27 protein-coding genes are annotated in these 21,738 nt (G+C 63.0%); 3 read left to right on the top strand and 24 right to left on the bottom strand.

Going from position 1 to position 21,738, the window contains the following annotated elements:
- Window positions 1-340: 340 nt before the first annotated feature.
- Both HBO23_RS30090 and HBO23_RS30085 read right to left on the bottom strand, forming a co-directional pair.
- Window positions 341-541 (bottom strand): DUF6021 family protein, encoded by a 201-nt coding sequence (locus HBO23_RS30090; protein ID WP_017137593.1) that lies wholly within the window; start codon window positions 539-541, stop codon window positions 341-343.
- 15 nt (window positions 542-556) lie between these two features.
- The gene (locus HBO23_RS30085; protein ID WP_099550507.1) at window positions 557-736 is read right to left on the bottom strand and encodes a hypothetical protein; all 180 of its coding nucleotides are present in this window, start codon (window positions 734-736) and stop codon (window positions 557-559) included.
- Between the two features lie 117 nt (window positions 737-853).
- On the opposite strand from HBO23_RS30085, the gene HBO23_RS30080 reads away from it, so the two are divergent.
- On the top strand, window positions 854-1,375 hold the full coding sequence (locus tag HBO23_RS30080; protein WP_099550508.1) for a DUF3087 domain-containing protein: 522 nt from the start codon (window positions 854-856) through the stop codon (window positions 1,373-1,375).
- Here HBO23_RS30080 and HBO23_RS30075 read toward each other — a convergent pair whose 3' ends face one another.
- The 8 genes from HBO23_RS30075 to HBO23_RS30040 all read right to left on the bottom strand — a co-directional run bounded on the left by HBO23_RS30075 (window position 1,376) and on the right by HBO23_RS30040 (window position 7,665).
- Complete coding sequence (locus HBO23_RS30075; protein WP_017137590.1) at window positions 1,376-2,503, bottom strand: MFS transporter; 1,128 nt, start codon at window positions 2,501-2,503, stop codon at window positions 1,376-1,378.
- Between the two features lie 66 nt (window positions 2,504-2,569).
- Window positions 2,570-3,934, bottom strand: coding sequence for an MFS transporter (locus tag HBO23_RS30070; protein WP_170040713.1), 1,365 nt, complete (start codon window positions 3,932-3,934; stop codon window positions 2,570-2,572).
- Window positions 3,935-4,176: 242 nt separating this feature from the next.
- Window positions 4,177-4,962: a DNA-binding domain-containing protein gene (locus HBO23_RS30065; protein ID WP_170040712.1), complete on the bottom strand. Its 786-nt coding sequence runs from the start codon at window positions 4,960-4,962 to the stop codon at window positions 4,177-4,179.
- Window positions 4,959-5,783 (bottom strand): DUF692 domain-containing protein, encoded by an 825-nt coding sequence (locus HBO23_RS30060; protein WP_170040719.1) that lies wholly within the window; start codon window positions 5,781-5,783, stop codon window positions 4,959-4,961. Before HBO23_RS30060 ends, HBO23_RS30065 begins: the two co-directional genes overlap by 4 nt.
- Before the next feature lie 113 nt (window positions 5,784-5,896).
- On the bottom strand, window positions 5,897-6,169 hold the full coding sequence (locus HBO23_RS30055; protein ID WP_017137586.1) for a hypothetical protein: 273 nt from the start codon (window positions 6,167-6,169) through the stop codon (window positions 5,897-5,899).
- 39 nt (window positions 6,170-6,208) lie between these two features.
- Window positions 6,209-6,970: an alpha/beta hydrolase gene (locus HBO23_RS30050; protein WP_017137585.1), complete on the bottom strand. Its 762-nt coding sequence runs from the start codon at window positions 6,968-6,970 to the stop codon at window positions 6,209-6,211.
- 21 nt (window positions 6,971-6,991) lie between these two features.
- Window positions 6,992-7,396, bottom strand: coding sequence for a DoxX family protein (locus HBO23_RS30045; RefSeq protein ID WP_017137584.1), 405 nt, complete (start codon window positions 7,394-7,396; stop codon window positions 6,992-6,994).
- Window positions 7,393-7,665, bottom strand: a complete 273-nt coding sequence (locus tag HBO23_RS30040; protein ID WP_017137583.1) for a DUF2282 domain-containing protein — start codon at window positions 7,663-7,665, stop codon at window positions 7,393-7,395. Before HBO23_RS30040 ends, HBO23_RS30045 begins: the two co-directional genes overlap by 4 nt.
- 577 nt (window positions 7,666-8,242) lie before the next feature.
- Between HBO23_RS30040 and HBO23_RS30035 the strand changes: the two genes are divergently transcribed.
- The gene (locus HBO23_RS30035; protein WP_170040710.1) at window positions 8,243-11,059 is read left to right on the top strand and encodes a winged helix-turn-helix domain-containing protein; all 2,817 of its coding nucleotides are present in this window, start codon (window positions 8,243-8,245) and stop codon (window positions 11,057-11,059) included.
- A gap of 51 nt (window positions 11,060-11,110) precedes the next feature.
- Here the strand turns inward: HBO23_RS30035 and HBO23_RS30030 are convergent, their stop codons facing one another.
- The 13 genes from HBO23_RS30030 to HBO23_RS29970 all read right to left on the bottom strand — a co-directional run bounded on the left by HBO23_RS30030 (window position 11,111) and on the right by HBO23_RS29970 (window position 20,090).
- Window positions 11,111-12,157: an EscU/YscU/HrcU family type III secretion system export apparatus switch protein gene (locus HBO23_RS30030; RefSeq protein ID WP_099550512.1), complete on the bottom strand. Its 1,047-nt coding sequence runs from the start codon at window positions 12,155-12,157 to the stop codon at window positions 11,111-11,113.
- A gap of 3 nt (window positions 12,158-12,160) precedes the next feature.
- On the bottom strand, window positions 12,161-12,973 hold the full coding sequence (gene sctT, locus HBO23_RS30025) for a type III secretion system export apparatus subunit SctT (RefSeq protein WP_169988229.1): 813 nt from the start codon (window positions 12,971-12,973) through the stop codon (window positions 12,161-12,163).
- 6 nt (window positions 12,974-12,979) lie between these two features.
- Window positions 12,980-13,249, bottom strand: a complete 270-nt coding sequence (locus HBO23_RS30020; protein ID WP_016969171.1) for a flagellar biosynthetic protein FliQ — start codon at window positions 13,247-13,249, stop codon at window positions 12,980-12,982.
- Window positions 13,250-13,259: 10 nt separating this feature from the next.
- A complete protein-coding gene (gene sctR, locus HBO23_RS30015) occupies window positions 13,260-13,913 on the bottom strand; it encodes a type III secretion system export apparatus subunit SctR (protein ID WP_017137580.1) in 654 nt (217 codons plus the stop codon).
- A complete protein-coding gene (gene sctQ / locus HBO23_RS30010; protein WP_170040708.1) occupies window positions 13,910-14,911 on the bottom strand; it encodes a type III secretion system cytoplasmic ring protein SctQ in 1,002 nt (333 codons plus the stop codon). The genes sctR and sctQ overlap by 4 nt, the downstream gene beginning before the upstream one ends.
- Window positions 14,908-15,354, bottom strand: a complete 447-nt coding sequence (locus HBO23_RS30005; RefSeq protein ID WP_017137578.1) for a hypothetical protein — start codon at window positions 15,352-15,354, stop codon at window positions 14,908-14,910. The genes sctQ and HBO23_RS30005 overlap by 4 nt, the downstream gene beginning before the upstream one ends.
- A gap of 175 nt (window positions 15,355-15,529) precedes the next feature.
- Window positions 15,530-16,852 (bottom strand): FliI/YscN family ATPase, encoded by a 1,323-nt coding sequence (locus tag HBO23_RS30000; RefSeq protein WP_099550515.1) that lies wholly within the window; start codon window positions 16,850-16,852, stop codon window positions 15,530-15,532.
- Entirely contained in the window at window positions 16,849-17,433 is a 585-nt protein-coding gene (gene sctL, locus HBO23_RS29995) for a type III secretion system stator protein SctL (protein WP_169988227.1), read from the bottom strand. Before sctL ends, HBO23_RS30000 begins: the two co-directional genes overlap by 4 nt.
- A complete protein-coding gene (locus tag HBO23_RS29990) occupies window positions 17,430-18,044 on the bottom strand; it encodes a type III secretion protein (protein ID WP_169988225.1) in 615 nt (204 codons plus the stop codon). Before HBO23_RS29990 ends, sctL begins: the two co-directional genes overlap by 4 nt.
- A complete protein-coding gene (gene sctJ, locus HBO23_RS29985) occupies window positions 18,041-18,823 on the bottom strand; it encodes a type III secretion inner membrane ring lipoprotein SctJ (RefSeq protein ID WP_017137574.1) in 783 nt (260 codons plus the stop codon). Before sctJ ends, HBO23_RS29990 begins: the two co-directional genes overlap by 4 nt.
- 4 nt (window positions 18,824-18,827) lie before the next feature.
- On the bottom strand, window positions 18,828-19,262 hold the full coding sequence (locus tag HBO23_RS29980) for a hypothetical protein (RefSeq protein ID WP_017137573.1): 435 nt from the start codon (window positions 19,260-19,262) through the stop codon (window positions 18,828-18,830).
- Window positions 19,263-19,271: 9 nt separating this feature from the next.
- A complete protein-coding gene (locus tag HBO23_RS29975; RefSeq protein WP_017137572.1) occupies window positions 19,272-19,514 on the bottom strand; it encodes a hypothetical protein in 243 nt (80 codons plus the stop codon).
- 12 nt (window positions 19,515-19,526) lie between these two features.
- Window positions 19,527-20,090 carry a type III secretion protein gene (locus HBO23_RS29970; protein WP_170040706.1) on the bottom strand — a complete coding sequence of 188 codons (564 nt, stop codon included), beginning with the start codon at window positions 20,088-20,090 and terminating at the stop codon, window positions 19,527-19,529.
- A gap of 48 nt (window positions 20,091-20,138) precedes the next feature.
- Here HBO23_RS29970 and HBO23_RS29965 point away from each other — a divergent pair, with 48 nt between their 5' ends.
- Window positions 20,139-20,903: a tetratricopeptide repeat protein gene (locus tag HBO23_RS29965; protein WP_170040705.1), complete on the top strand. Its 765-nt coding sequence runs from the start codon at window positions 20,139-20,141 to the stop codon at window positions 20,901-20,903.
- A 449-nt stretch (window positions 20,904-21,352) separates the two neighbouring features.
- On the opposite strand, the gene HBO23_RS29960 is transcribed toward HBO23_RS29965, so the two are convergent.
- Window positions 21,353-21,733: a hypothetical protein gene (locus HBO23_RS29960; protein ID WP_017137569.1), complete on the bottom strand. Its 381-nt coding sequence runs from the start codon at window positions 21,731-21,733 to the stop codon at window positions 21,353-21,355.
- Window positions 21,734-21,738 lie beyond the last annotated feature (5 nt).

Below are 21,738 nucleotides of genomic sequence, written 5' to 3'. Positions count from 1 at the left end.
TTCAACCACTCAGGTCGGCTTTCAGGCCGCCGTGCTCTGCTTTTGATCTTGCTTTTGATCTGAGGCGCCCCGTCAACCACGATGGCCGAACGCAGGCTTGAATCCGTGGGTAACCCGGCAGGACGCCGGGTTAGCCGCGCTGGGCCAAGGATGGCCCATCGTGGCGGCCCACGGATTCAAGCCGGAGTGAGGGCACACCGAGCATTAGCGAGGTGCCGAGTGGTGGGGCGAAGACCTTTTGGTTACTTTTGGGGCGTTTGCCAAAAGTGACCCGCTGTAAGAGCGGAACCATAAGCCGCCGTTACCGCAGCAACGGATATGTACACCAAAAGCGCCAACATCACCCAGGTTTCTTAAGATCCCCCAACGGATCATAATCCACCTTTTTCCGCTGCTCCTTGTCCTTATCCAACGGCGCAATCGCCGGCCCAACAGGATCAACCTGCGGGTCCGACACATCAGGCGAATCCGGATCAAACCCCAACTCATTCTCGCCGCTGGCATGCTCGCCCGAACCCGGGCCTTTCGGATGATTACTCACAGTCACCTCCTGAACCTATAGCGGGCGCGCCCTGTCATGCAGGTTTTCCAGGTCTTCCTCAACCCGCTCCACATCATCTTCGTCCTGACGCTCGGCCGGGTCATTGGGCCGCAACGCATCGTTGTCACGCTCCTCCTCTCCCGGCGTACGGTCAGGGTCAGGTGTACCCGGCGGCGGTTGCTTGTACTCAGACATGATGGCTTACCTCAAAAGGGCTACACGGATTTAGAGAAACCACCCCAAGCCATCGTTCAACTTGTTTGCCCAAAGCATGCGAAGATGCCACCCCGCCTTTCTTGAGACCTGACCCGGATGTTCGAGCTCAAACCCTGCGACCCCGCAACCTTCCGCCAACAAACCCGCCGCAGCACGCTGATCATCGCCGTGCTGTTCATGGCCCTGGCCATGCTGCTATCAACCCTGGCGGTGATGCTGTTCGGCGAACCCGGCGGCGATAATTTGCGTTTCAACATCGGCGGCGTATTCGCCGGGGTGCTGATCACCGTCGCCCTGGTGCGCGGCCCATTTTGGACCCAACCATGGCTGGCGCCTGCAGTGTACGGCTGGCAGCTCAAGCGCAACCTGATGCGCGTGACCAATGTGATGCACACCCTCAAGGACCGCGCACAGGCCAACGACCCCACTGCCCTCAAAGTGCTGCGTTTTTACCACTTGGGCCTGACGCAGATGCATGACCTGGACGCCAACTCCAGCGCCCAGGCGCAACTGGTCGGCGAGATGGAAGCGCATAGGGCGAAAATGCAGGCCCTGGGCATCGACACCGAACAAACCCGCTTCGACCCCGCCTGGCTGGAAGGCTTCAAAAAACCATAATCAGTTGGAAACCTTCGCGCGCCAGCAGAACACGGCGCTGACGGCAATCGCCGCGCCTGCCAGACCGAACACCCACGGCGCCGACGCCACCGGTAGCAGCAACCCCGCCATCAGCGGCCCAAGGCCAGCGCCGACATCGCGCCACACCGCGTTGGAGGCCAGGGCCGAAACGCGCATCGAACCAGGGTTGCGCTCAGCCACCAAAGTGGTCACCAACGGCAATTGCAAGGCGCGCAGCACCAGTACCGCGGCCGCGCCGACGATCACCCAATAACTGCCAAATGCCGTCAGCGCCAAGGCACTCAAGAACGAAAACAACAGCAGCATCGAGGTGGCACCAAAACGCTGCGCCGCACGCCCACCCAGCGGGCTCAGGAGCATCTCCGAGGCATAGCGCAGTGCCATCAGGCCGCCGGCGATCAGTACCGCATCGCCGCCAAGAATCTTCTGCGCCTGGATCGACAGGCCAAAGATAAACAGCCCGTCCAGCGCCACGCCTTCGATAAACGACCACACCGCCACGCTGTCCGGCCACTTGAAGCGGCGCCCGGTGCTGTGCAAATCATGCCCGGCGGTCGGCAAACCACGTGCCACCCACACGCCCGCCAGGCAGCAGCCGGCCAGAATCATGAAGATAGGTCGCGGCCCGGCCCACAGGGTCAGCCAGCCCCCCAGCGGCAGCGCCAGCATCGGCCCGAGGGCGATCACCGCCCTGGAGCGCCCTGCCCTGCGCGCCGCGCCCGCAGGCTCAGAGGTGGCCAACACTTGGGTCGACAGGTTCAGCGCGGCAAAACACAGGCCCCAGATCAGCCGCAGCCCCAACAAAGCGGCAAAACCTGACAGCATCGAGTTGCCCAAGGCGCACACCGTGGCGGCACCGGCGGCGATCATGCAGGTCAGCCGGTCGCCATTACGGGCGTAGAAATTCAACACATGGCGGTAGCCGAAAATCCGCACCAGGCGGTTGGCTGCAAGCAATACCCCGGCCTGGGCCAGGGTGATGCCAAAGGCCTGGGATTCCATGGGCAGCAGCAAGTAGAGCAACACATCACTGGGCAGGCATAACGCGAGGGTCAGTGCGGCACGTCGGGAGGTGGTATCAGCAGTGCGTAGAGCCAGGCTGGACATAAATCTGAAACATCCCGAAATATTCAGGCCGCCACGTTAGCGTTGCCGCCGCGTGTTTTACAAGGGCTAAACCTTGTGTTTATACGGCAACAAGCGCAACCCACTGGCCACACTGCCCACCAGCGCAAACCCACAGCCCAGCCACAGCGCGTATTGCGGGCCGCTGCCCAGGGAGAGGTGAAAGCAGAACGCCACTAACGACGCCCCCAGCGTTTGCCCCAGCAAACGTGAAATCGCGACGATGCCACTGGCCCCACCGCTGCGGGCCAACGGCGCGCTGGTCATGATCGCCTTGAGGTTGGGTGACTGGAAAAAACCGAAACCGGCGCCGCACAAGGCCATGCGCCAGCCAATATCGAAGGCGCTGGCGCCGCTGCCCAAGGTCGCCAACGCCGCCATGCCCGCGCTGAGCATCAGCAAACCGATGCCGCACAACAGGCCCAGCGACACACGATCCGCCAGCCGCCCCGCCACCAGGGCCATCACCGCCACCACGGCAGGCCACGGCGTCATCAAAAAACCGGTTGCCACCTGGCTGTGCCCCAGCACCGCCTGCAACAGAAACGGCAGCGATACAAAGGCCAGGCCCTGGGCGCTGAACGCACAGATGGCCGTGAGAGAAGACAGCGCAAACACCGGGCGCTTGAACAAGTCCACGGCCAGCATCGGCGCCGGGTGGCCGGCTTCACGGCGCAACAGCAATGCGCCGCACACCATCGCCAGCACAATCAAACCGAGGGTCAGTGTGCCTTCGGCGCCATGCACCGCCGTGCCCAGGCCCAGCACCAACAGCGCGAACAGACCAGCACACAACAGCGCCGAAAACCGATCGAACGCGTGACCGGTCAACGGCAGTGTCGGCAATGACCGCAGGCCCAGCCCCAGGGCCAGCAGCCCCAGCGGCACGTTGATCAGGTACAGCCAATGCCAGCTCGCCACCGACAGAATCGCCGACGCGGCGGTCGGCCCCAGCGTGAAGGCCAACCCCACCACCAGCGAGTTATAGCCCAGGCCGCGCCCGAGCATTTTTGACGGGTAGATATGCCGCAACAACGCCGTGTTGACACTCATCACCGCCGCCGCCCCGAGCCCTTGGGCCACCCGCGCGGCAGTCAGGGTGAGCAAAGAACCGGCCAACCCGCAAAACAGCGACGAGACAATAAACAGCAGCAAGCCGCCGAGGTACACGCGCCGGTGGCCGAGCACATCACTGAGCGACGCGAACGGCAGCACCGTGGCGATAATCGCCAACTGGTAGGCGTTCACCACCCAGATCACCGAGGCCGAATCAGTGCCGATACCTTGTGCCAGCGTCGGCAGCGCCGTATTGACGATGGCGGTGTCCAGGGTTGCCATGCCAATGCCCAAAGACAAGGCGATCACCGCCGGCAAGCGTTTATTGGAAGGCAGCCCATCGGCAACAGAAGACATGAACAATCCGCACAGGTGACAAAGGCCCTTAGATTAAGGGTTGCGCGAATTTTTTTCAGTGGCCGATTGCCTGGCTGTCCGAATTTTCATGTTTGGATGGCTAAGACTATCCAGACCTTCGCTGCGAACGGGGCTGTAGTGGAGAACTGGCTTGTTATGGCGAGCGGGCTTGCCCCGCGTTGGGCTGCGAAGCGGCCCCAAAACCTGGCTGACCAGGTCCGTCAGGAATACCCGAGGTGGCTTCACTGGGAGTGCTTCGCACTCCAACGCGGGGCAAGCCCGCTCGCCACAGGGTCAACGATCAACTCACTGCCTAACCACCCGGCCAGGTATTCACCGGCCTGGGCCACTCCCGCCTCTTCACCCAGGCGCGCCACCAGAAACTCGCACAGCCCGGCAAAGCTGCCGTCGGCCTGCAGGTGCAACACGGCCTCAAGCTCCAACGCACTGACCTGACGTAAACGTGAGGTGTACTGACGCCGCCACACTAACAATCCACCTGCCTGTTCCAGCATCATTGCCTGCGGCGCAAGCGCGTCTTGCCACAGTGCCGACCAGATAGCCTCAGCATTGGTAGTCAGCCCATGGCAGCGCAACGACGGCGTCAGGCGCAAAACGGCGCTGTCCCAATCCAGCTCGGCCAGGGCTTGCAACGGCAAGGGCGTCGCATCGGCGGCGACAAACGCCTCATTCAGCGCCGACTCGATCCAGGCCAGTTCATGCACATCCGGGTTATTCGGCAATACGGTCTTCAAGGTCGCGTAAAACCCTTCGGGATACGCATCCAGGGTCCAGGCATGCGGGGGTTGCTGGTCGATATGGGTAATGCTGGCCGCCAGAAACGCCTCCTCGCCCAGCCAACGTCGCACAATCGGAAACGCCTGTTCCAGGCAACCCACCAGCTGCGCGCGATAGTTGTTCTGGTACACCGCCAGGCCTGCGTGCCGGTCGCCCAACAGTCGGGCCGAATCATCCGACGCACTCACCAGCCACGTGTGAAATGCCTGCTGCCACTGCGCCAGTTTCATTGCGCCAGCCCCAAAGCCCGCGCCATTGACAGCTCCTCAAGCAATTCGGCCAGCGGCGGGATGGCATCATCGCGCTCAATCATCGTGGCCACCGGCCCGATTAGCGCTATGGCCTTGGCATACAAATCCCAAACCCCGGCGCACACCGGGCTGTCGTGGCTGTCGATCAACAGCTCACGGCCCTGGCTATGGCCGGCCAAGTGAATCTGGCGCACGCGCTCAGCGGGAATGCCTTCGAGAAAGGCCAGGGCATCAAAGCCATGATTGCTGGCACTGACAAACACATTATTGACGTCCAGTAGCAACTCGCACCCCGTGCGCTCGGCCATGGCGGCGATAAATGCGCATTCGCTCATGCTGGCACCGTCAAACGCCAGGTAGCTGGACGGGTTTTCCACCAGCAGCGTGCGGCCCAACACCTCCTGGGCCTGGTGGATATTGGCGCAAACGCGGTCCAGAGCCTCGTCCGTATAGGGCACCGGCAACAAATCGTGGGCATTGAACCCCCCGCTGCGCGACCAACTCAGGTGGTCGGAGACAAACAGCGGCTCCACCTCATCCACCAGCGCTTTGAGACGCCGCAGGTACTCCGGGTCCAGCCCTTCGGCCGTGCCGATCGACATCGACACCCCGTGCAGCGCCACCGGGTAACGCTCGCGAATCTGGCGCAGGATGTGCCGTGGTTGCCCACCTGCGACCATAAAATTCTCAGAAATCACTTCGACAAAATCCACGGGCACCAAGGTTTCCAGGAAGTCGCAGTAATGCTCCTTGCGCAGCCCCAGGCCATAGCCGGAAAAGCGCGGGTTAAATGTCGGCATCATCGGTACTCCAGCAAAAACTGTGGCGAGGGAGCTTGCTCCCGCTCGGCTGCGCAGCAGTCGCCCGTTTCTGGAGGCGCTGCACAACCAAGCTTGCTCGCCACAGGAAGGCGTTATTTCGGCTCAGTCAACGTGCCACCGGCCTTTAGGCATTCAGACGGCGTCTTGACGATCACGCCCTCGCCCTTGCAACTGTTGAGGCCCTTGCAGTCGTGCTTGGCGGTGGCGCACAGGCTTTCGCCCTTGCAACTGTTGACGCCGTAGCATCGGCCGGGCTTTTCCTGCTGATCGGCGGCGCTGGCGGCACTGGCGAATGACGCCGACGCCATGGCAATCAGGGCGGCGGCGGCGGCGAGGCTCAGACGGGATTTAAGTGCAGTGTTCATGGTTATTTCCTTTTGAGGTCTTGTGTGGGGTGAGAGGGATTATTTGATAACGGAAGCCGCGTCTTCGATGACCTTCGCCACAGCCTCAGGCTGGGAGATGTACACCAAGTGGCTAGCCTTGATTTCGGTGACCTTGGAACCGGCGCGCTGGTACATCCAGCGTTGCAGCGCGGGGCTCAGCGCACGGTCTTCGGTGGACACCACGGCATACGTCGGCTTTTTGTGCCACGCCGCCGCCCACACGGTGCCGCCGAACAAGGCGGTGGTAGCCGGCACTTGGGAGGCGGCCATGAAGTCGGTGCGGTTGGGGGTCAGGTCGGCGGCAAAATCGGCGTTGTATTTGCTGCGATCAAAGAACAGGTGGCCGTCGCGGCTCTGCTTGATGTCATCGCTGGGCGCCGGCATCGAGCCGATCAACTGGGCCATGTTCTCGCCCACTTCCGGCTGCAGCGCCGAGACGTAGACCATCGACTTGACCTTGTCGCGGTCGCCGGCAATCGAGATCACCGCGCCACCGGAACTGTGGCCCACCAACACCACGGGGCCGACTTGTTGCTCCAGCACTTCACGTGCCTCGGCCACATCCGCCGCGAGGTTTTCGTGGCCCTGGTGCACCACGGTGACCTTGTAGCCCTTGTGAATCAGGATGTCGTGCACCACACGCCAGCCGGAACCGTCGACAAACGAGCCGGGCACGATCACCACACTTTTGCCGGTGCCGGGCTGCGGTGTATCGGCCGCCTGGGCCAGCACGGGGACAGTCAGGGCCATGGCCATGGCCAAAGAAGAAAGCATGCGCATCGGGTATCTCCATCAGGGTTGTTAAGGTTTGCCGAACAGCCGGCGATCCAGCGACCACGCCCCGCCGCCATAGGCCAGCAGCGGCAGCAACAGGCCCGCCCAGGTCAGGTGCGTCGGCCAGGCCTCGGGGTATACGAACACCTCGATCACCAGGGTCATGCCCAGCAGCGCGGCGGCCGCCGGGCGCGTCAGCAGGCCCACTAGCAGCAACAGCGGAAACAGGTGTTCGGCGTAGGTCGCCAGGTGCGCGGCCCAGTCCGACGGGATCAGCGGCAAGGCGTATTCCGAACGGAACAAGGTGTAGGTCGACGGTTTGAGGCTCATAAATCCGCTGACCTTGGTGCGTCCCGACAGGAAGAACACCGCTGCGATGCCCAGCCGGGCCACCAGCAACAGCAGCGCTTGGGGCAACAGGCGCTGGATCACGGCTGTTCCGTCAGGCTGCCGAAGCCTTTGGGCGTCTTGATCTGGGTGCAGGTGCCCTTGTCGACCAATACCCAGGCGTTGCCCTGGTAATCGGCGGTGGCGGTACCGGCGCACGAGGTGCCTTTACCGGCAGCGCAGTCGTTGGCACCGGCGAGGGCGACGCCGAAGCATTTTTCCTGGGGCTTGGCGTCGTCGGCATGGGCCATCGCCGCAAAGGCGCTGAGGGACAGGGCGAAAGTGGCCGCAAGGGCCGCGTAGGGTCGCTTCATCGGTGTATCTCCTGGCTTGACTGAGTGTGGCCAGGGCGCGTGTGGCGGTGGGTGACCGCCTGCGCCAGCTGGTGAACAGAGTTAAAGCCAGGCGTGTATCCGGTCTGTGTCGCCGACACGCCAGAACGTCATGCCGATGTATCAAGGTGGTGCGGGGATACTTTGTAATACAAAGCCAATAAACCACCGCCAAATCGCCAGCGTTTCAGTCGGCATCCCGAACGACACAATTAGAAATATTCGTGTTTCCGAACGAAGGCATTCGCTGGTCGCCAACGACCCTAAAAATCACCATAAATTTCATATGGTTGTTGTCATCTTTGGTACATGCCAACTGGCATACATTCTGCTTTATCAGGGTTTCTGGTAATAAAATGTTTCAGCTTTGCGACAGTCTCATCCTCCGGGACATGCGCTGTGATACGCCCATAACAACGACTACGCCCCAAAGGAGGGCGGCCTTTCCGACGTTTTGATCGACATCAACTTTCCAAGACTGCTGCTGCACATCTGTACCCCAAAAAGGGCGAATGGCCTGATCGCCAATAACAAGCCCGACTATAAAAAGGACGATTTGATGAGCTCGAGCAAGAACCACGCGGTGTCCTTGATGGACGCCGATCACCCGACCCCGGCAGCCGCCGAGAATGTCCTGGGCTTTGGCCCCTTCCTGTTACTGGCCAGGCAGCACGTGCTGCTGCGTAACGGCGAGCCGGTCAGCCTGGGGAGTCGCGCCCTCTACCTGTTGATCGCCCTGGCGACCCGCGCCGGTGAATTGCTGGAGAAGACCGAGCTGATCGCCTTCGCCTGGCCCAAGGTGGTGGTGGAGGAATGCAACCTGCGTGCACAGATCGTCGCATTGCGCCGGGCACTGGGCGACGATGGCAACTTCAGCTATATCGTCACCGTGCCGGGGCGTGGTTATCGCTTTGTGGCGCCGGTGACCGTGCAAACCGCCGGCGAAGAAAGCCTGCCGGTGCTCTGCGCACGCACCGAGGAGCCCGCGCCGCCAGTGCCGTCCTGCGAGGTCATCGGCCGCGACAGCTTGATTTCAAGCCTTGCCGAGCAGTTGCTCAGCCAGCGCTTCGTCACCCTCACCGGCCCCGGCGGCATCGGCAAGACGACCGTGGCCACCGCCGTGGCGCAGCGGCTGGCGCATGAATCCAAGCTCGACACCTGCTTCGTCGACCTGGCGCCCGCCACCAGCGGGCAATGGGTGGCCGGTATGCTCGCCAGCGCCCTGGGGATCCAGACCGTCAGCACTGAACCGCTGCCGACCATCGCCGCCGCCTTGGCCGAACGCCGTCTGCTGCTGGTACTGGACAACTGCGAACACGTACTGCCGGCCGCCGCCGACGCGGTGGAGACCCTGCTGCGCTGCGCCCCACAATGTTATGTACTGACCACCAGCCGCGAACCACTGCGCGCCGACGGTGAGCGGGTGCATGATTTGGCGCCACTGGAAGTGCCCGACGAAGGCACCCGCCTCAACGCCAGTGAGGCAATGGCCTGGTCCGGCGTGCGCCTGTTTGTCGAGCGCGTGCGCGCCCTCGACCCCGACTTTGTGTTCAACGACACCGACGTGGCAGCCGTCTGCGCCATCTGCCGCAAACTCGACAGCAACGCGCTCGCCATCGAAATCGCCGCGGCCCGGGTACGGACCTTTGGCGTCCAGGACCTGGTCGGCCTGCTTGACGGCAGTTTCCGCCTGCAAATGACCGGCCGACGCACCGCCCTCGCCCGCCATCGCACCCTCAGTGCCACGCTGGACTGGACCTACTCGATGCTCAGTGGTGACGAGCAGGCCATGTTGCGCCAACTGGCGGTGTTCACTGGCTCCTTCACCCTTGATGCGGTCAAGGCCATGACCGCCAGCAGCAGCCTGGACCCACGCAACGCCCTGCCGTTGCTCGAAAGCCTGATGGACAAATCGCTGCTGATCGCCGGTGAGGCGCAGTTGCTCAAACGCTATCGCCTGCTGGAAACCACCCGCGCCTATGCCCTGGAAAAGCTCGAAGAACACGGCGAAGTCAATGCCACCAGCCGGCGCCACGCCCACTATGCCCTCGGCGTATTGCAAGAAGCCGGGCAAACCCTGGACGGCCTGTCGCCAGACACCTGGATCGCCCTCTACGGCCCCGAAAGCAGCACCATTCGCTCGGCTCTGGACTGGGCCTATTCCGCCAGCGGCGAGCTGCCCCTGGCCATCGAACTGACCCTGGGCGGCGTGCCGTTGTGGTTGCGCCTGTCGCGGGTCAGTGAATGCCGAACCTGGGTCGACAAGGGCCTGGCCAGCGACGCCGTCGCACCCTTGGCCGTGCGTCAGCGCATGCTGCTGCAAACCGCCCTGGCCAGCGTACTGATGCTGACCTACGGCACCGGCGCGGAAATGCGCGAAGCCTGGCGCCAAGTCCGCGATGATGCCCGCGACCTGGGCGATGCCGAACACAAAATGCGCGCCTTGTGGGGCCTGTGGACCGACCGCTGCGGCTGCAACCAATACACTGAAGCCCTGGAACTGGCCGAGCGTTATATCGCCCTCAACAGCGGCGGTAATCAGCAATTGCTCGGCAAACGCATGCGCGCCGTGGCGCTGTTTCATATGGGCGACCTGCTGGGCGCGCGGCAAAACATCGATGAAGCGCTTGGCTCGCCGTCGGCACCGCGCTCGCACATCATCGACGTGCATTTTGACCAACGCATTGCCGCCCGTTGTCTCAAGGCCAAGGTGCAATTGCTCGAAGGCGACGTCGACCCGGCGCTGCGCCTGATCGCCAGCTGCGTCGACGATGCCATCAGCCTCGACCACCCCGCCACCCTCTGGTACACCCTGTGCCTGGGCGCACTGCCGCTGGCGCTATTGGCGTCCAACCTGCCGCAGGTGCGCTATTACCTGGGCCTGCTGCAAAGCAGCACTACGCTCCAGGACTTGCCGATCTGGCGGCAATTTCGCCTGTGCTTCGAGAACATCCTGCTGATCCGCGAGGGCTCACCGGAAACGGGCGTGCCGCAACTGGGTGAAGCCTTGCACCACCTGCAAAGCCAGGGCGACAGCCAGCTCTACAGCCTGCTGCGCTGTGAATACGCCTTGGGCCTGGCGCGCCTGGGCCTGGAAAAACTGGCTTTGGAGGTGTTGGAAGATACGCTGCAATTGGCGATTGGCCATCATGAGCGCTGGTTTGTGCCGCAGATGTTGCGGATCAAGGCGCAACTGATCTTGCGCCAAGGTCACTATGGTTCGGTTGACAAGGCCAAGGTGCTGCTGCGCCAGGCGTGGGTGGATGCGCAGTTGGCGGGGGCGCATTTTTGGCGGGCGCAGATTGCTGCTGACTTGGCGCGGTTGCAGGAACCTAAGTTGCGGATTGCTGCGTTGCCGCGGTTTCAGCATCGGTGATGGGGTGGGTATATATCCGTCATTTGGGTAACGGCTGAGTGGTGTGTTGGGTCAGATCAGGCGGGCGGCGACCAGCCAATCCGCCACGGCCTGGAATGAGGCGTCGGGCACCGGGTCACCGGGGACGGTTCTGCGCGCAATCTCCGCCGCCAAGGCCCGGTCCGGCGCATGCGGGATGCCTAAATCGTAAGCCTCCTGCAACATCAGCAACGCCTCCTCCGGCGCGGCGCGGCAGACAATCACTGGCACCGGCGTTTCGCCGCGCACATAGCGCACGCCAATCACCCAGCCATCGGTAGTCCCGATCATCATCGACGCACGGCCCAACCCCAGCTTGGTCGCAAGTGCCTGCATTTCATTGCGCTGGCGCCGGCGTTCGCTCTTGATCAGCGGGTCGCCGTCGATGTCCTTGCGTTCACGTTTGGTTTCGCTGCGGGTCATTTTCATGTCGCGGCCGAACAGCCAACGCTGCATTAACACGTCAACGGCGCCCACGGTGATAAAGGCGCACAGCACGGTAAACACCAGCGGCTTGAGCACCAGGAAAAACGTCGACTCCATGCATTCGGCGCCACAGCGTGAAGACTCCATCAGCGCCTGCAGCGCGTGCTTGCCGACCACATAGAACGCAATCGCCAACACGTGCACCTTGACCAACCCCTTGATGAACTCCACCAGGTTACGCAGGGCGAAGATCTTCTTCATGCCCTCTGCCGGGTTGATGCGCTTGAACTCCGGCTTGATCGGGTCCACCGAGAACACAAAGCCGCGCATGGTGATGATATTGGTCAGGATCACCACCCCGGTGGTCACCGCCATCACTGGCAGGGTAATACCGATGATCAACTGCTCGGCATGGTCCAGCACCCGCGGCCACACGGTGGCGAACGGCTCGATATAGATTTGCGCGGTCAGGTCGATCAGCGCCGTCACCTGGGCCATGGCCCGTGGCGCCAGAATCGAGATGCACAGGGTGCAGAACAAAATGACCATGCCCGACACCAGGTCCTGGCTCTTGGCGACCTGGCCTTTCTTGCGCGCGTCGCTGAGCTTTTTGTCCGTGGCCGGCTGGGATTTCTCTTCGCTGGTATCGGCCATGGGCTACTCCATGCCCGCCAGGGTTTTAAGCAGCTCGACGGTGCCACGAAACTCGGCCAGTTGGTCGAGCATCAGCGGGATCAAAAAGCCGATGTAGATCACCATCAGAATCGAGAAAAACAGGTTTTTCACCGGCAACGACAAGTCGAAAATATGCAGGTTCGGCGCCATCCGCGACAGGTACGCGAGCATCAAGTCGGTGACCAGCAACGCGATCAGCAACGGCGAGACCATCAGCACGCCAACCCGCATGATCTGGTCGAGGATCGACAGCACCGCCAGCAACGCGGAGCTGGCAAATACCGGCGTAAATGCGGTCACCGGCCATAACTGGTAACTGTGGTAATAGCCGTCGACCATCAGGATAAAACCGCCGGACATAAAGAACAGCGTGATCAGCATCACCGTGAGCAAGGTCGACATCACGCTCGACTCGCCGGTGGACAGCGGGTCCACCAGCTGCGCCATGGTCGAGCCGCGTTGCAGGTCGATCAACTCCCCCGCCACTTCCGCCGCCCAGAACGGAATGCCGAACAGCAAGCCGATCAGGATCCCGATCAAGAACTCCTTGATCAGCAAGCCGGCGATAAACACGCTGCCGTGTTCGGGCATGTGGGTCAGCGCATCGAACACCGGAAAGAACATCGGGATGGAAATCGCCACGGCCACACAGCCGCGAATCATGCCGGTGAGGCCCAGGCGGTTAAACGCCGGGGTGATCACCACCACGCCCATGGCTCGACAGGCGGCGAGCGAGGCAGAACTGATCACCGGATAGGCGACTTCCAGGAACTGCGCGGTCAGGCTGGCATCCATGGGCGGTCAGCGCGTCCACATCGGGAAGTTGTCCAGCACCTGGCCACCCAGTTCCGCGACTTGCCCGGCCAATACCGGGCCGAGAAACACGATGGTCAGCAATACCGCCACCAGCTTTACCACCTGCGGCAGGGTCTGGTCCTGGATCTGCGTCAGCGCCTGGAACAGCCCTACGCTCAAACCCACGATAATCGCCACGCCCAGCGCCGGCGCCGAGAGCATCAGCACCGTCATCAGTGCCTGTTTCATCAATGACAGGAACACATCCTGGCCCATGGGTCGTGCCTCAGCCGTAACTCAGAATCAAACCGTGCATCAAGCGCGACCAGCCGCTCAAGGACACGAATAAAAAGATCTTCAGCGGGATCGAAATCAGGTTCGGCGAAACCATCGACATGCCCATCGCCATCAGCACGTTGGACACCAGCAAGTCCACCACCAGGAACGGGATATAGAGCAAAAAGCCGATCTCGAAGGCCCGCGTCAGTTCCGAACTGACGAACGCCGGAATCAACACCACCAGGTCATCGTCGCGCAAGTCGGCCCGCGCCTCCGGCGACCAGATGGTCTCGGTGGCCTGCACAAAAAAACCGCGCTCGGACTCGTTCGCAAAGCGCTTCAAATGCGCCTGCAAGGGCGGGCGCAGTGCATCGCCCAGATCCTTGAGCTGCTCCACATGCTCGATATTAAGGTCGCGGCCCTCCACTTGCCGGTACATGTCACCAATCAACGGCGTGGTCACATACACCGAGAGGATCAGCGCGATGCCGTACAGCACCAGGTTCGGCGGGGTCTGCTGCACACCGAGGGCGTTGCGGATCAGGAACAGCACCACCGAGATCTTCATGAAACCGGTGAGTGTCACCACCGCCAACGGGATCAGCCCGATCGTCGCAACGACCAGGATGATCTCGATCAGGTTGGGCTGATAACCGGTCATGGGGTGGCAAAACTCAGCAGGCGCACACCCAGGCCGTCACCGATTTTCACCAATTGGCCCTGGCCGACGCGGCGCCCGTTGACCATCAAATCGACGCTGTCCACGCCGGGTGTATTGAACTGCAACAAGCTGCCGGCGCCCAGTTCACGCAGTTGCGCCAGGGTCAATTCCAGGCTGCCGACCTGGCACACCAGTTTGAGCGGCAGATCATCCAGGGCCGCAGCCGCATCAACATCAGTCATCGTGTTCTCCATCTGCAAAAGAGGTGCTTGCAAGGCTTCCTGCAAGCGCAAGACTTCACCCTGGTATTGGCAGCGGGCCTGCAGGCGACCCGCCAGCTCCAGCAGCAAACCCGGGCCGGGTTCGAGCATCAGCACATCGCCGGGGCGCAGGCTGCGCAGCTCACCGAGGCTCAAGTGCTGCTGCCCGGCCAGCAGCGCCAGGCTCTGGCGCAGGTCGGGCAATGGGTCCGGCTCAAGCTGGGCGTGTTGATCCAGCAACTGCGCCAACAACACGGCAGCGCCTTCGCTCAGGTCCAGTTGCGCGTGCGTGGCAGGCTGGTTGGCGAAGGACAATTCCAGCGCCAGGTGCAGCGCATAAGGCTGTTGGTCTTGCGGCGCTTCGAGCAATTGCAGCGGCTGACCCAGCAGCGGTTCGAGACGCTCGATCAGGTCCAGTACCGCCAGTTCCAGCAGCAATGCACGCGGCAGCGCCGGCAGCAGTTGCACGTCAAACTGCAACGCCAGCGGCACCAACACCTGCTCTAAGGCGGCGGCCGACAGCCGCAAACGCACTGGCGCGCGACCAAGCAACAGCAGCACCTCGCGTGCCGCATCAAGCGGCTGCGGTTCAGCGGCCCAGTTCACGCGCAGGTCTTGCCCGGCGCAGCGGCCCCGCCAGACGCGGCGGCGCCGGTGCAGTTGGTTGTGCAGCGCCAGCAAGGCCGGGTCGTAGTGCGTCAGCCAAGGCGACAGCGGGTCGGCAAGGGCTGCAATCATGTGCCGGTGCCTTCATCACGCAGTTCACCGACGCGGCGCTCATCGCTTTCACGCCCTTCCAGCAGGCTCTGCCAGGCATCGGACTGACGCTGGCGGCTCAGGCGTTCCTGGCGGAACAGGTCGCGCTCACGCTCCTGGCTTTGCAGGGTGGTGGACACGTGGCTCACGTCGTTTTCCAACTGCTGCTGGTCATCCGACAACCCACGCAAACGGTCCTGAGCCGCCTGCCAACTGGCTACCGACAAGCCCTCGGTGAGCGAGGCGTACACCTGACGGGCTTCCTCGGCAATTGCCTCACGGTGCAGGCGCAGTTGCTCCTTGGCATCGGTCAACACGCCATGGGTCTGCTCGCAGCGTTGCTGCTGGGCGGCCAGTTGGCTGGCAGCACGTTGTTCGCGCAGTACCCGCAAGGTTTGCAGGGTGCGCAGTTGGTCGGTTTTCATTGGGCGTTCTCCTTTCTAATGCCAGCGACTACCGTTTCCGGATCAGCGAAGATCGACTGTGGGAGCTGGCTTGCCTGCGATAGCGGTGTATCAGTCACAACAGGGCTGGCTGACCCACCGCTATCGCAGGCAAGCCAGCTCCCACAGGGTTTTGCGTGTATCTCGATTGCGCGGCTCATGCCAACACCTGGCGCATGTGCATCAGGGTCTGTTCCAGGTTGCTGGGCTCGCCCGCGTTCTGGCGCAGGAATGCTTCGATGGCGGCGTGGCGTGCAATGGCTTCGTCCGCCAGCGGGTCGCTGCCGGCGGAGTACTCGCCCACACGGATCAGCATTTCGATTTCGCCGTAGCGCGCCATCAGCTCACGGATTCGCATGGCCAGGCGCTTGTGCTCCTCCCCGGCGACCTGCTCCATCAAGCGGCTGCGACTGCGCAGCACGTCCACCGCCGGGAAGTAATTGCGCTGGGCCAACTCGGCGCTCAGGGCGATATGCCCGTCGAGGATCGAACGCGCTTCCTCGGCCACCGGGTCGCTGGCGGCATCGCCTTCAGTGAGCACGGTGTACAGCGCGGTAATGCTGCCGGTAGGGCCGGGGCCGGCGCGTTCGAGCAGGCGTGGCAACGCCGAGAAGAACGACGGCGGGTAACCGCGACGGGTCGGTGGCTCGCCCACGGCCAGGCCGATTTCGCGCTGGGCGCGGGCAAAACGCGTGAGGCTGTCCATTAGCAGCAATACATTGCGGCCTTGGTCGCGGTGGTATTCGGCCAGGGTGGTGGCGACGAACGCGGCACGTACACGCTCGGCCGCCGGGCGATCCGAGGTGGCGACCACCGCCACCGTGCGTGCGCGCGCCTGGGCATCGAGTTGCACGTCGAGCAACTCGCGCACTTCCCTGCCCCGCTCGCCGATCAGGCCGATCACAATCACATCGGCTTCGCTGTTGCGGATGATGCTGGCAAGCAGCGACGATTTGCCCACGCCTGGCTCGCCAAAGATGCCCATGCGTTGGCCCTGGGCCAAGGTCAGCAAGCCGTCGATGGAGCGGATGCCCAAGGCCATGGAGCGCACGATCAGCTGCCGCGAAAACGGTGCCGGAGGCTCGGTGTGCAGCGGATAGCTTTTCAGGGCCAGAGTCAGTGGCAGGCCATCACCGTCGAGAAAATCGCCCATAGGGCTGATCACACGCCCCAACTGCGCATCACCGACCGCCACGCCGAGGGTTTCGCCGGTGGCGGTGATCTGCGTGCGGGTCGACAACCCTTCCATCGAGCCGATGGGCGACAGAATCGCCTCGTCACCATCAAAACCAATGACCTCGGCACTCAAGCTGCGGCTGCTGCCGGGATCGCGCAATTGGCACAGCTCACCAATGCTCGCACCGGCCACGCTGGCGCGCAGCAGCACGCCGCGAATGCTCAGCACGGTGCCGTGCATTGGTCGCGGGCGCGCCTGGGCCAGGCGCTCAGTCAGGCGTGGCAGCAACTGCTCCAGGTTCATGCCACACCTTCTTCGGCAAAGGGCAGCAAGCTGCGGCGCAGGGTTTGCAATTGCGCGTCCAGGCCCAGCTCCACCGAGCCGGCCGGGCTGCTGAGGCGTGCCTGGCCGGCGCCAAGCTGTTCATCGGCGTCCACTGCAAGCGCCAAGCCTTCAAGCTTAAGGCGTTGGCGCAATGCGTCGACCTCGGCGGGTGGCACCCACAGGGTCAGTGCCTGGTCCTGGCGAAACGCGCTCAGGGCTTGGCGGGTGCAGCGCACGACGCGCTCGGCGTTATCCAATTCGCCCAGCACTTCACGCACGATGCCCAACGCCAAATCGGCCAGCGAAGTCTCCAGGCTGCTCAGGTAGTGCTGCACCTGGGCTTGGGTCTGCACCAGCAATTGCGCGACCTGCTCGGCACCGGCCTGCCGGGCGCTTTCAAAGCCCTCGGCGCGGGCGGCGTGCAGCCACTGGTCGCTGTCGGCCTTGATCTGTTCGGCCTGGTCTTTGGCCGCTTGCAGGAAGGCAAAACCGTCGGTCCACAACGCGGCTTCTTCGGCCCGCAAAATACGCGCAGCCGGACGGCTCGGTAGTTCATTCATGGGGCAATCTCCTCGGCCAGCAGGCAAGCAGCGCCGGCCTGGACGATTTCCAGGTCACGCGGCACGCGTGCGCTGTAGCCCTGGGGAAAGTCAAAACGCAAGCGCAGCCAGCCTTGCCAGTCAGCGTGCTGGGCCTGCAGCCAGGCGGCGACACAGCCAAGGCCGTCACGGTCGATGGCTTCGATCAACTCGACCGGTTCACGCAGCAGATCCGCCGCGCCCCCCAGTTGGCGCAGAGCCAGGGCGGCCACAAAGACCTCGGCGCCGAGGCCTTCACGCAGCTCATTGACCACCTCGCGGCGGATCTCACGGCTCAAGGTTGCGCCGTGCCAGATAGCCCCGCATAACCTCGGCAGGCGCGCAAATTGCGCAGGCGACAGCAGCAACACCGGCAGGTCGGCCGCCAACGGCGTGACCAATTGCTCGATCGGCGCCAACTGGTAGTGCTTGACCAGCAACTGCTGCAGGCGCGGGCGAAAACGTGGCTGGGCCTGCATGGCCTGCAACACGTCATCTGGCAGCTCAGCGGCAAAACACGCGCCCAGGCTAGGCCCGCGCACAAACTGCAAAGGCTCGGCGATCAACCCCTGCCAGCGTTCGAATAAACTCATTCACCCTCCTTGAGCACATACAGCGCCTGGGACTGGCGCCGCGCCCACTGCTGGCGTGCCAATACACCGAGGGCGCCAAGCGCAATCAGCAACAACGTGCCGAACATGAAACGCGCCTGAGGCACGTTGTCTTCCAGCATCCACAAGCCCATAAAGCGCGCCAGCCGTGGTTGTGCCGGGTTCTGGCTGATGGCGACAGCCGCCTTGATCGCCGTGACCGAAACGCCTTCGTAGCTCAGACCGGAAATGCCGTTGGCCACCAGCGTCTTGATCTGCGGGATCAGCGTATTGATGTCGGTGCCCGGGTCGTAACGCACCAGTACCGAGGCCGACGAGGGTGAGATCACGCGTTTGAGCAGGTCGTTATCGGGCAGCACCACATGCACGCGCGCGGCGACGATGCCGTCGATCTGCGACACCGAATGCGATAGCTCCTCGCTCAGCGCATAGATCATCTGCGCGCGCTCCTGCACCGGCGACGACACCAGGCCGTTGCCCTTGAACACTTGGCCCATATTGGAAAAGCTCTGTTGCGGCAGGCCGGCGTTGTCGAGCAGCGTCATGGCTTCGGCGAAACGCTCCTCGTCGACCACCACTTTGAGCTGGCCGTTGTCCTGGGTCTTGCGCTCCGCCGGGATACCACCGCGCAGCAGCACCGCGACCATGGCGTTGGCATCGCGCTCGCTGAGGTTGGTATAGAGGTCGGTGTTGCACGCCTGCAACAGACTGGCCAGCAGGCCGATCAGCAACAGGCGCAGGGCGCGGTTTGGGCTTGGCATGGCGTTATTGACCCTTGAGCAGCGTGTTGGCGGAGCCGGAAATCTGCGTTGCACCGCGCACCACCATCTGGGTTTCGATGGAGTAGTCGAACATCTTGCCCAGGGAATGGACGATCTGGTCGACCTGCTGCTCGCCAACTTTTTTTCCCGACTCAGCCTGGGGAGAAGCACTGGCCGTGCGGATTTCGGCCTGCGCGGGTGGCGGCGCCGAGGGGTTGTTGGTGAGCAAATCCGCACGCTCGGAGAACGCTCGCGAACGGTCGATAAAGCTGTTCATGCGCTCCATCAAGCCCGAACCGATCTGGTGCGGGCTGGCGCCCTCGGGCATGCCCTTGGCGGTGTTGGCCATGTGTTCGAACAGGTTCTGCGAGGCCCCGGCGGGCCCCGCACCGGCGGACGGCGGCAAGGCCGTGGCGCCGGCGGCGAGACTGATAGTCATAGGGGCCTCCTACTCGTCGTCGTCATCGGACATGGCGTCGTTCAGCAGTTCCTGCATCTTCGGCATGATGATGAACTGGCCGCCGATGGTGACGGCCTGGGTGATCAACGCATCGTTGAATTTGGCATCGTCGGCGTCCGAGGTGTCCGCCGGTTTGTCGGCAGCCTTGGCGTTATCCACCGCGGCATTGAACTTGGCTTCAGGGCTGGCGCCACCGGGGGCGAGGTTGCTGTCTACGGCCGTTACGGACATGGTGCTGCTCCTTTACTGGGTTGGGGTTTCGGTACTGACTTGCGCGCCGCGAAACACCCGCACACCCCGCTCGCGGGCCACCGGGGCGGCCACGGCGTTGGGTTGCAGGTGATCGACGTGCTGTTGCACCAGCGCCAGGTACGGCGGTGGCCCGGACACGAACACTTCATCGCCTTCGGGGCCATTGCGCATCGACAGCTGCTGGCCGAACACATCAAGGGTGTTGAGGTAAGCCTGCAATTGGTCGAGGTTCAATGCGCTGGCCTTGAACAGTTTTGTGCCGATCTCATCGTTGACGTTGAGGTACAGAAGGTTGCCGTCGAAGTACCAGGTCAGGCCGTTGGTGTTGCACAGGGTTTGCAGGAACTCACCGGCGCTGGCGGCGCGAATCGTGCTGCGTGCCTTGCCGCGCACCTTGTCCGAGAGCACCACGGGGATGTCGAGGTTGTGGCCGAACTCTTCCAGTGCGCCGCGCACATCCTGGTCGACCAACACGTAGGCATAGGGTTTGGAAAACCATTCGGGCGCTTCGGCCGCGTGGGCCAAACTGGCGCCGAACAGGCATAGGATGGCCATGAAAAATATGCTTACATGGCCTGCGCCTTCGCCCGACGAGTTGTGACGATGACCAAGAATTTCCTGCTTGCCAGTACCCTGCTGTTGGCTGCCTGCTCCAGCAAACCTGCGACCGATTCCGACAAGTCCCTGCAACTGGCCAACGACCTGAACAAGCGCGGCGATTACGCCAGCGCGGCTGCGCTGTACGAGCGCGCCACCCAGCAACCCGGCGCCGGCATCGACCTGTGGCTCAAGCTCGGCCAGGCCAGGCTCGACGCCAAGGACGCGTCGGGCGCCGAGCGCGCCTTCCAGCAAGCCCTGGGTTTGGACGCCCGCAACGCCGACGCCCTGCTCGGCCTTGGCACCGCGCAGTTGCAACTGGGCAAGACCCAACGCGCCGTCACGGCGCTGGGCCAGGCCGCCGAGATCAACCACCTGCCGATCGCCTACACACGCCTGGGCATCGCGCAGGTCTTGAACGGCCAGGCCGTCGCCGCACAAACCGCCTTCGCCCAAAGCCTCAGCCTGCAACCCGACAACCTCGACAGCCGCTGCAACCTGGCCCTGGCTTATGCGCTGGGTGGGCAATCGCAACAGGCGCTGGACACCATCGCCCCCGTCACCCAATCGCCCCGGGCCTTGCCACGACATCAGCGTAATGAACTGTTGGTGATGGTGTTGGCGGGGTATGAACAAAAGGTTGCCGGGCTGGCGCTGGATGATATTCCGGCGGCTGAGCGGGCACAGTTGGTGACCGAAGCCAAGCGCATCAAAGCGATCAGTGATCCGGTGGCGCAAGCCAAGGAGCTGGGGTTGGTGGACCCGCGCTGATACACGACCAACCCGCTTTTGATCTGGCTTTTGATCTGCTTTTGATGTTGATCTGAGTCGCCCCGTTAAACCACGCTGGCCGAACGCAGGCTTTGGAGCGAGGGTAACCCGGCAGGACGCCGGGTTAGCCGCGCTGGGCCAAGGATGGCCCATCGCGGCGGCCCACGCTCCAAAGCCGGAGTGAGGGTACACCGAGCCTAAGCGAGGTGCCGAGTGGTGGGGCGAAGACCTTTTGCTTACTTTTGGGTCTTTCCAAAAGTGAGCCGCTGTAAGAGCGGAACCATAAGTGGCCGTTACTACAACAACGGATATGTACGCCGACTCACCGCTATCGCAGCGGTGCGGCGATCCGACAAGCCAGCTCCCACAGTTAGACCGGGTAGCTTCAGTTGGGTAGTGGTCGACCATGAGGCCGCTTTCGCGAGCAAGCCCGCACCCACATTGGGGCCTCATTGCTGGCCTCCTGCAGCGCCGGCCTTGGCTTCCTGCTGGTCCTTGCGCCGCTGCAACTGCTCGCGGTCGAACCCTTCGATATACACCTGCGCCGCCCGGCCCACCGGCGCGGCCATTGCTGGCCCGGTCGCGCGGCCCTGGGTCAGGTCCTGCTTGCGCTCGACCATCTGCATCAGGTTCAAATTGTTCGCGCAGCCCAACGGCAAGGTCGGTTTGAAGTCTTCATCCAACCCAATCTCATCCTTGGCCGCCGGTTGCTGGCACTGGCTCGGCACGCCATCGGCGCGGTATTCGGGCGAGTAATACGTCGGCGCCAAATGGGTCTTGCAGCCCACCAACACCAAGGGCAACAGCATCAACACACGCAAAACAGTCATGGCAG

This window comes from Pseudomonas sp. WS 5532 (genome assembly GCF_012985445.1).
In the GTDB taxonomy this organism is placed as follows: Bacteria; Pseudomonadota; Gammaproteobacteria; order Pseudomonadales; family Pseudomonadaceae; genus Aquipseudomonas; species Aquipseudomonas edaphica.
The sequence above is the reverse complement of the archived record's forward strand: the minus strand, read 5'-3'. Positions and strand labels throughout refer to the sequence as shown.

What these genes read in the sequence shown, in the direction of transcription:
- HBO23_RS30085 (WP_099550507.1), bottom strand. Translation starts at nt 736, where the DNA reads ATGTCTGAGTACAAGCAACCGCCGCCGGGTACACCTGACCCTGACCGT.
- HBO23_RS30080 (WP_099550508.1), top strand. Translation starts at nt 854, where the DNA reads ATGTTCGAGCTCAAACCCTGCGACCCCGCAACCTTCCGCCAACAAACC.
- HBO23_RS30075 (WP_017137590.1), bottom strand. Translation starts at nt 2,503, where the DNA reads ATGTCCAGCCTGGCTCTACGCACTGCTGATACCACCTCCCGACGTGCC.
- HBO23_RS30070 (WP_170040713.1), bottom strand. Translation starts at nt 3,934, where the DNA reads ATGTCTTCTGTTGCCGATGGGCTGCCTTCCAATAAACGCTTGCCGGCG.
- HBO23_RS30065 (WP_170040712.1), bottom strand. Translation starts at nt 4,962, where the DNA reads ATGAAACTGGCGCAGTGGCAGCAGGCATTTCACACGTGGCTGGTGAGT.
- HBO23_RS30060 (WP_170040719.1), bottom strand. Translation starts at nt 5,783, where the DNA reads ATGCCGACATTTAACCCGCGCTTTTCCGGCTATGGCCTGGGGCTGCGC.
- HBO23_RS30055 (WP_017137586.1), bottom strand. Translation starts at nt 6,169, where the DNA reads ATGAACACTGCACTTAAATCCCGTCTGAGCCTCGCCGCCGCCGCCGCC.
- HBO23_RS30050 (WP_017137585.1), bottom strand. Translation starts at nt 6,970, where the DNA reads ATGCGCATGCTTTCTTCTTTGGCCATGGCCATGGCCCTGACTGTCCCC.
- HBO23_RS30040 (WP_017137583.1), bottom strand. Translation starts at nt 7,665, where the DNA reads ATGAAGCGACCCTACGCGGCCCTTGCGGCCACTTTCGCCCTGTCCCTC.
- HBO23_RS30035 (WP_170040710.1), top strand. Translation starts at nt 8,243, where the DNA reads ATGAGCTCGAGCAAGAACCACGCGGTGTCCTTGATGGACGCCGATCAC.
- HBO23_RS30030 (WP_099550512.1), bottom strand. Translation starts at nt 12,157, where the DNA reads ATGGCCGATACCAGCGAAGAGAAATCCCAGCCGGCCACGGACAAAAAG.
- sctT (WP_169988229.1), bottom strand. Translation starts at nt 12,973, where the DNA reads ATGGATGCCAGCCTGACCGCGCAGTTCCTGGAAGTCGCCTATCCGGTG.
- HBO23_RS30020 (WP_016969171.1), bottom strand. Translation starts at nt 13,249, where the DNA reads ATGGGCCAGGATGTGTTCCTGTCATTGATGAAACAGGCACTGATGACG.
- sctR (WP_017137580.1), bottom strand. Translation starts at nt 13,913, where the DNA reads ATGACCGGTTATCAGCCCAACCTGATCGAGATCATCCTGGTCGTTGCG.
- sctQ (WP_170040708.1), bottom strand. Translation starts at nt 14,911, where the DNA reads ATGATTGCAGCCCTTGCCGACCCGCTGTCGCCTTGGCTGACGCACTAC.
- HBO23_RS30005 (WP_017137578.1), bottom strand. Translation starts at nt 15,354, where the DNA reads ATGAAAACCGACCAACTGCGCACCCTGCAAACCTTGCGGGTACTGCGC.
- HBO23_RS30000 (WP_099550515.1), bottom strand. Translation starts at nt 16,852, where the DNA reads ATGAACCTGGAGCAGTTGCTGCCACGCCTGACTGAGCGCCTGGCCCAG.
- sctL (WP_169988227.1), bottom strand. Translation starts at nt 17,433, where the DNA reads ATGAATGAACTACCGAGCCGTCCGGCTGCGCGTATTTTGCGGGCCGAA.
- HBO23_RS29990 (WP_169988225.1), bottom strand. Translation starts at nt 18,044, where the DNA reads ATGAGTTTATTCGAACGCTGGCAGGGGTTGATCGCCGAGCCTTTGCAG.
- sctJ (WP_017137574.1), bottom strand. Translation starts at nt 18,823, where the DNA reads ATGCCAAGCCCAAACCGCGCCCTGCGCCTGTTGCTGATCGGCCTGCTG.
- HBO23_RS29980 (WP_017137573.1), bottom strand. Translation starts at nt 19,262, where the DNA reads ATGACTATCAGTCTCGCCGCCGGCGCCACGGCCTTGCCGCCGTCCGCC.
- HBO23_RS29975 (WP_017137572.1), bottom strand. Translation starts at nt 19,514, where the DNA reads ATGTCCGTAACGGCCGTAGACAGCAACCTCGCCCCCGGTGGCGCCAGC.
- HBO23_RS29970 (WP_170040706.1), bottom strand. Translation starts at nt 20,090, where the DNA reads ATGGCCATCCTATGCCTGTTCGGCGCCAGTTTGGCCCACGCGGCCGAA.
- HBO23_RS29965 (WP_170040705.1), top strand. Translation starts at nt 20,139, where the DNA reads ATGACCAAGAATTTCCTGCTTGCCAGTACCCTGCTGTTGGCTGCCTGC.
- HBO23_RS29960 (WP_017137569.1), bottom strand. Translation starts at nt 21,733, where the DNA reads ATGACTGTTTTGCGTGTGTTGATGCTGTTGCCCTTGGTGTTGGTGGGC.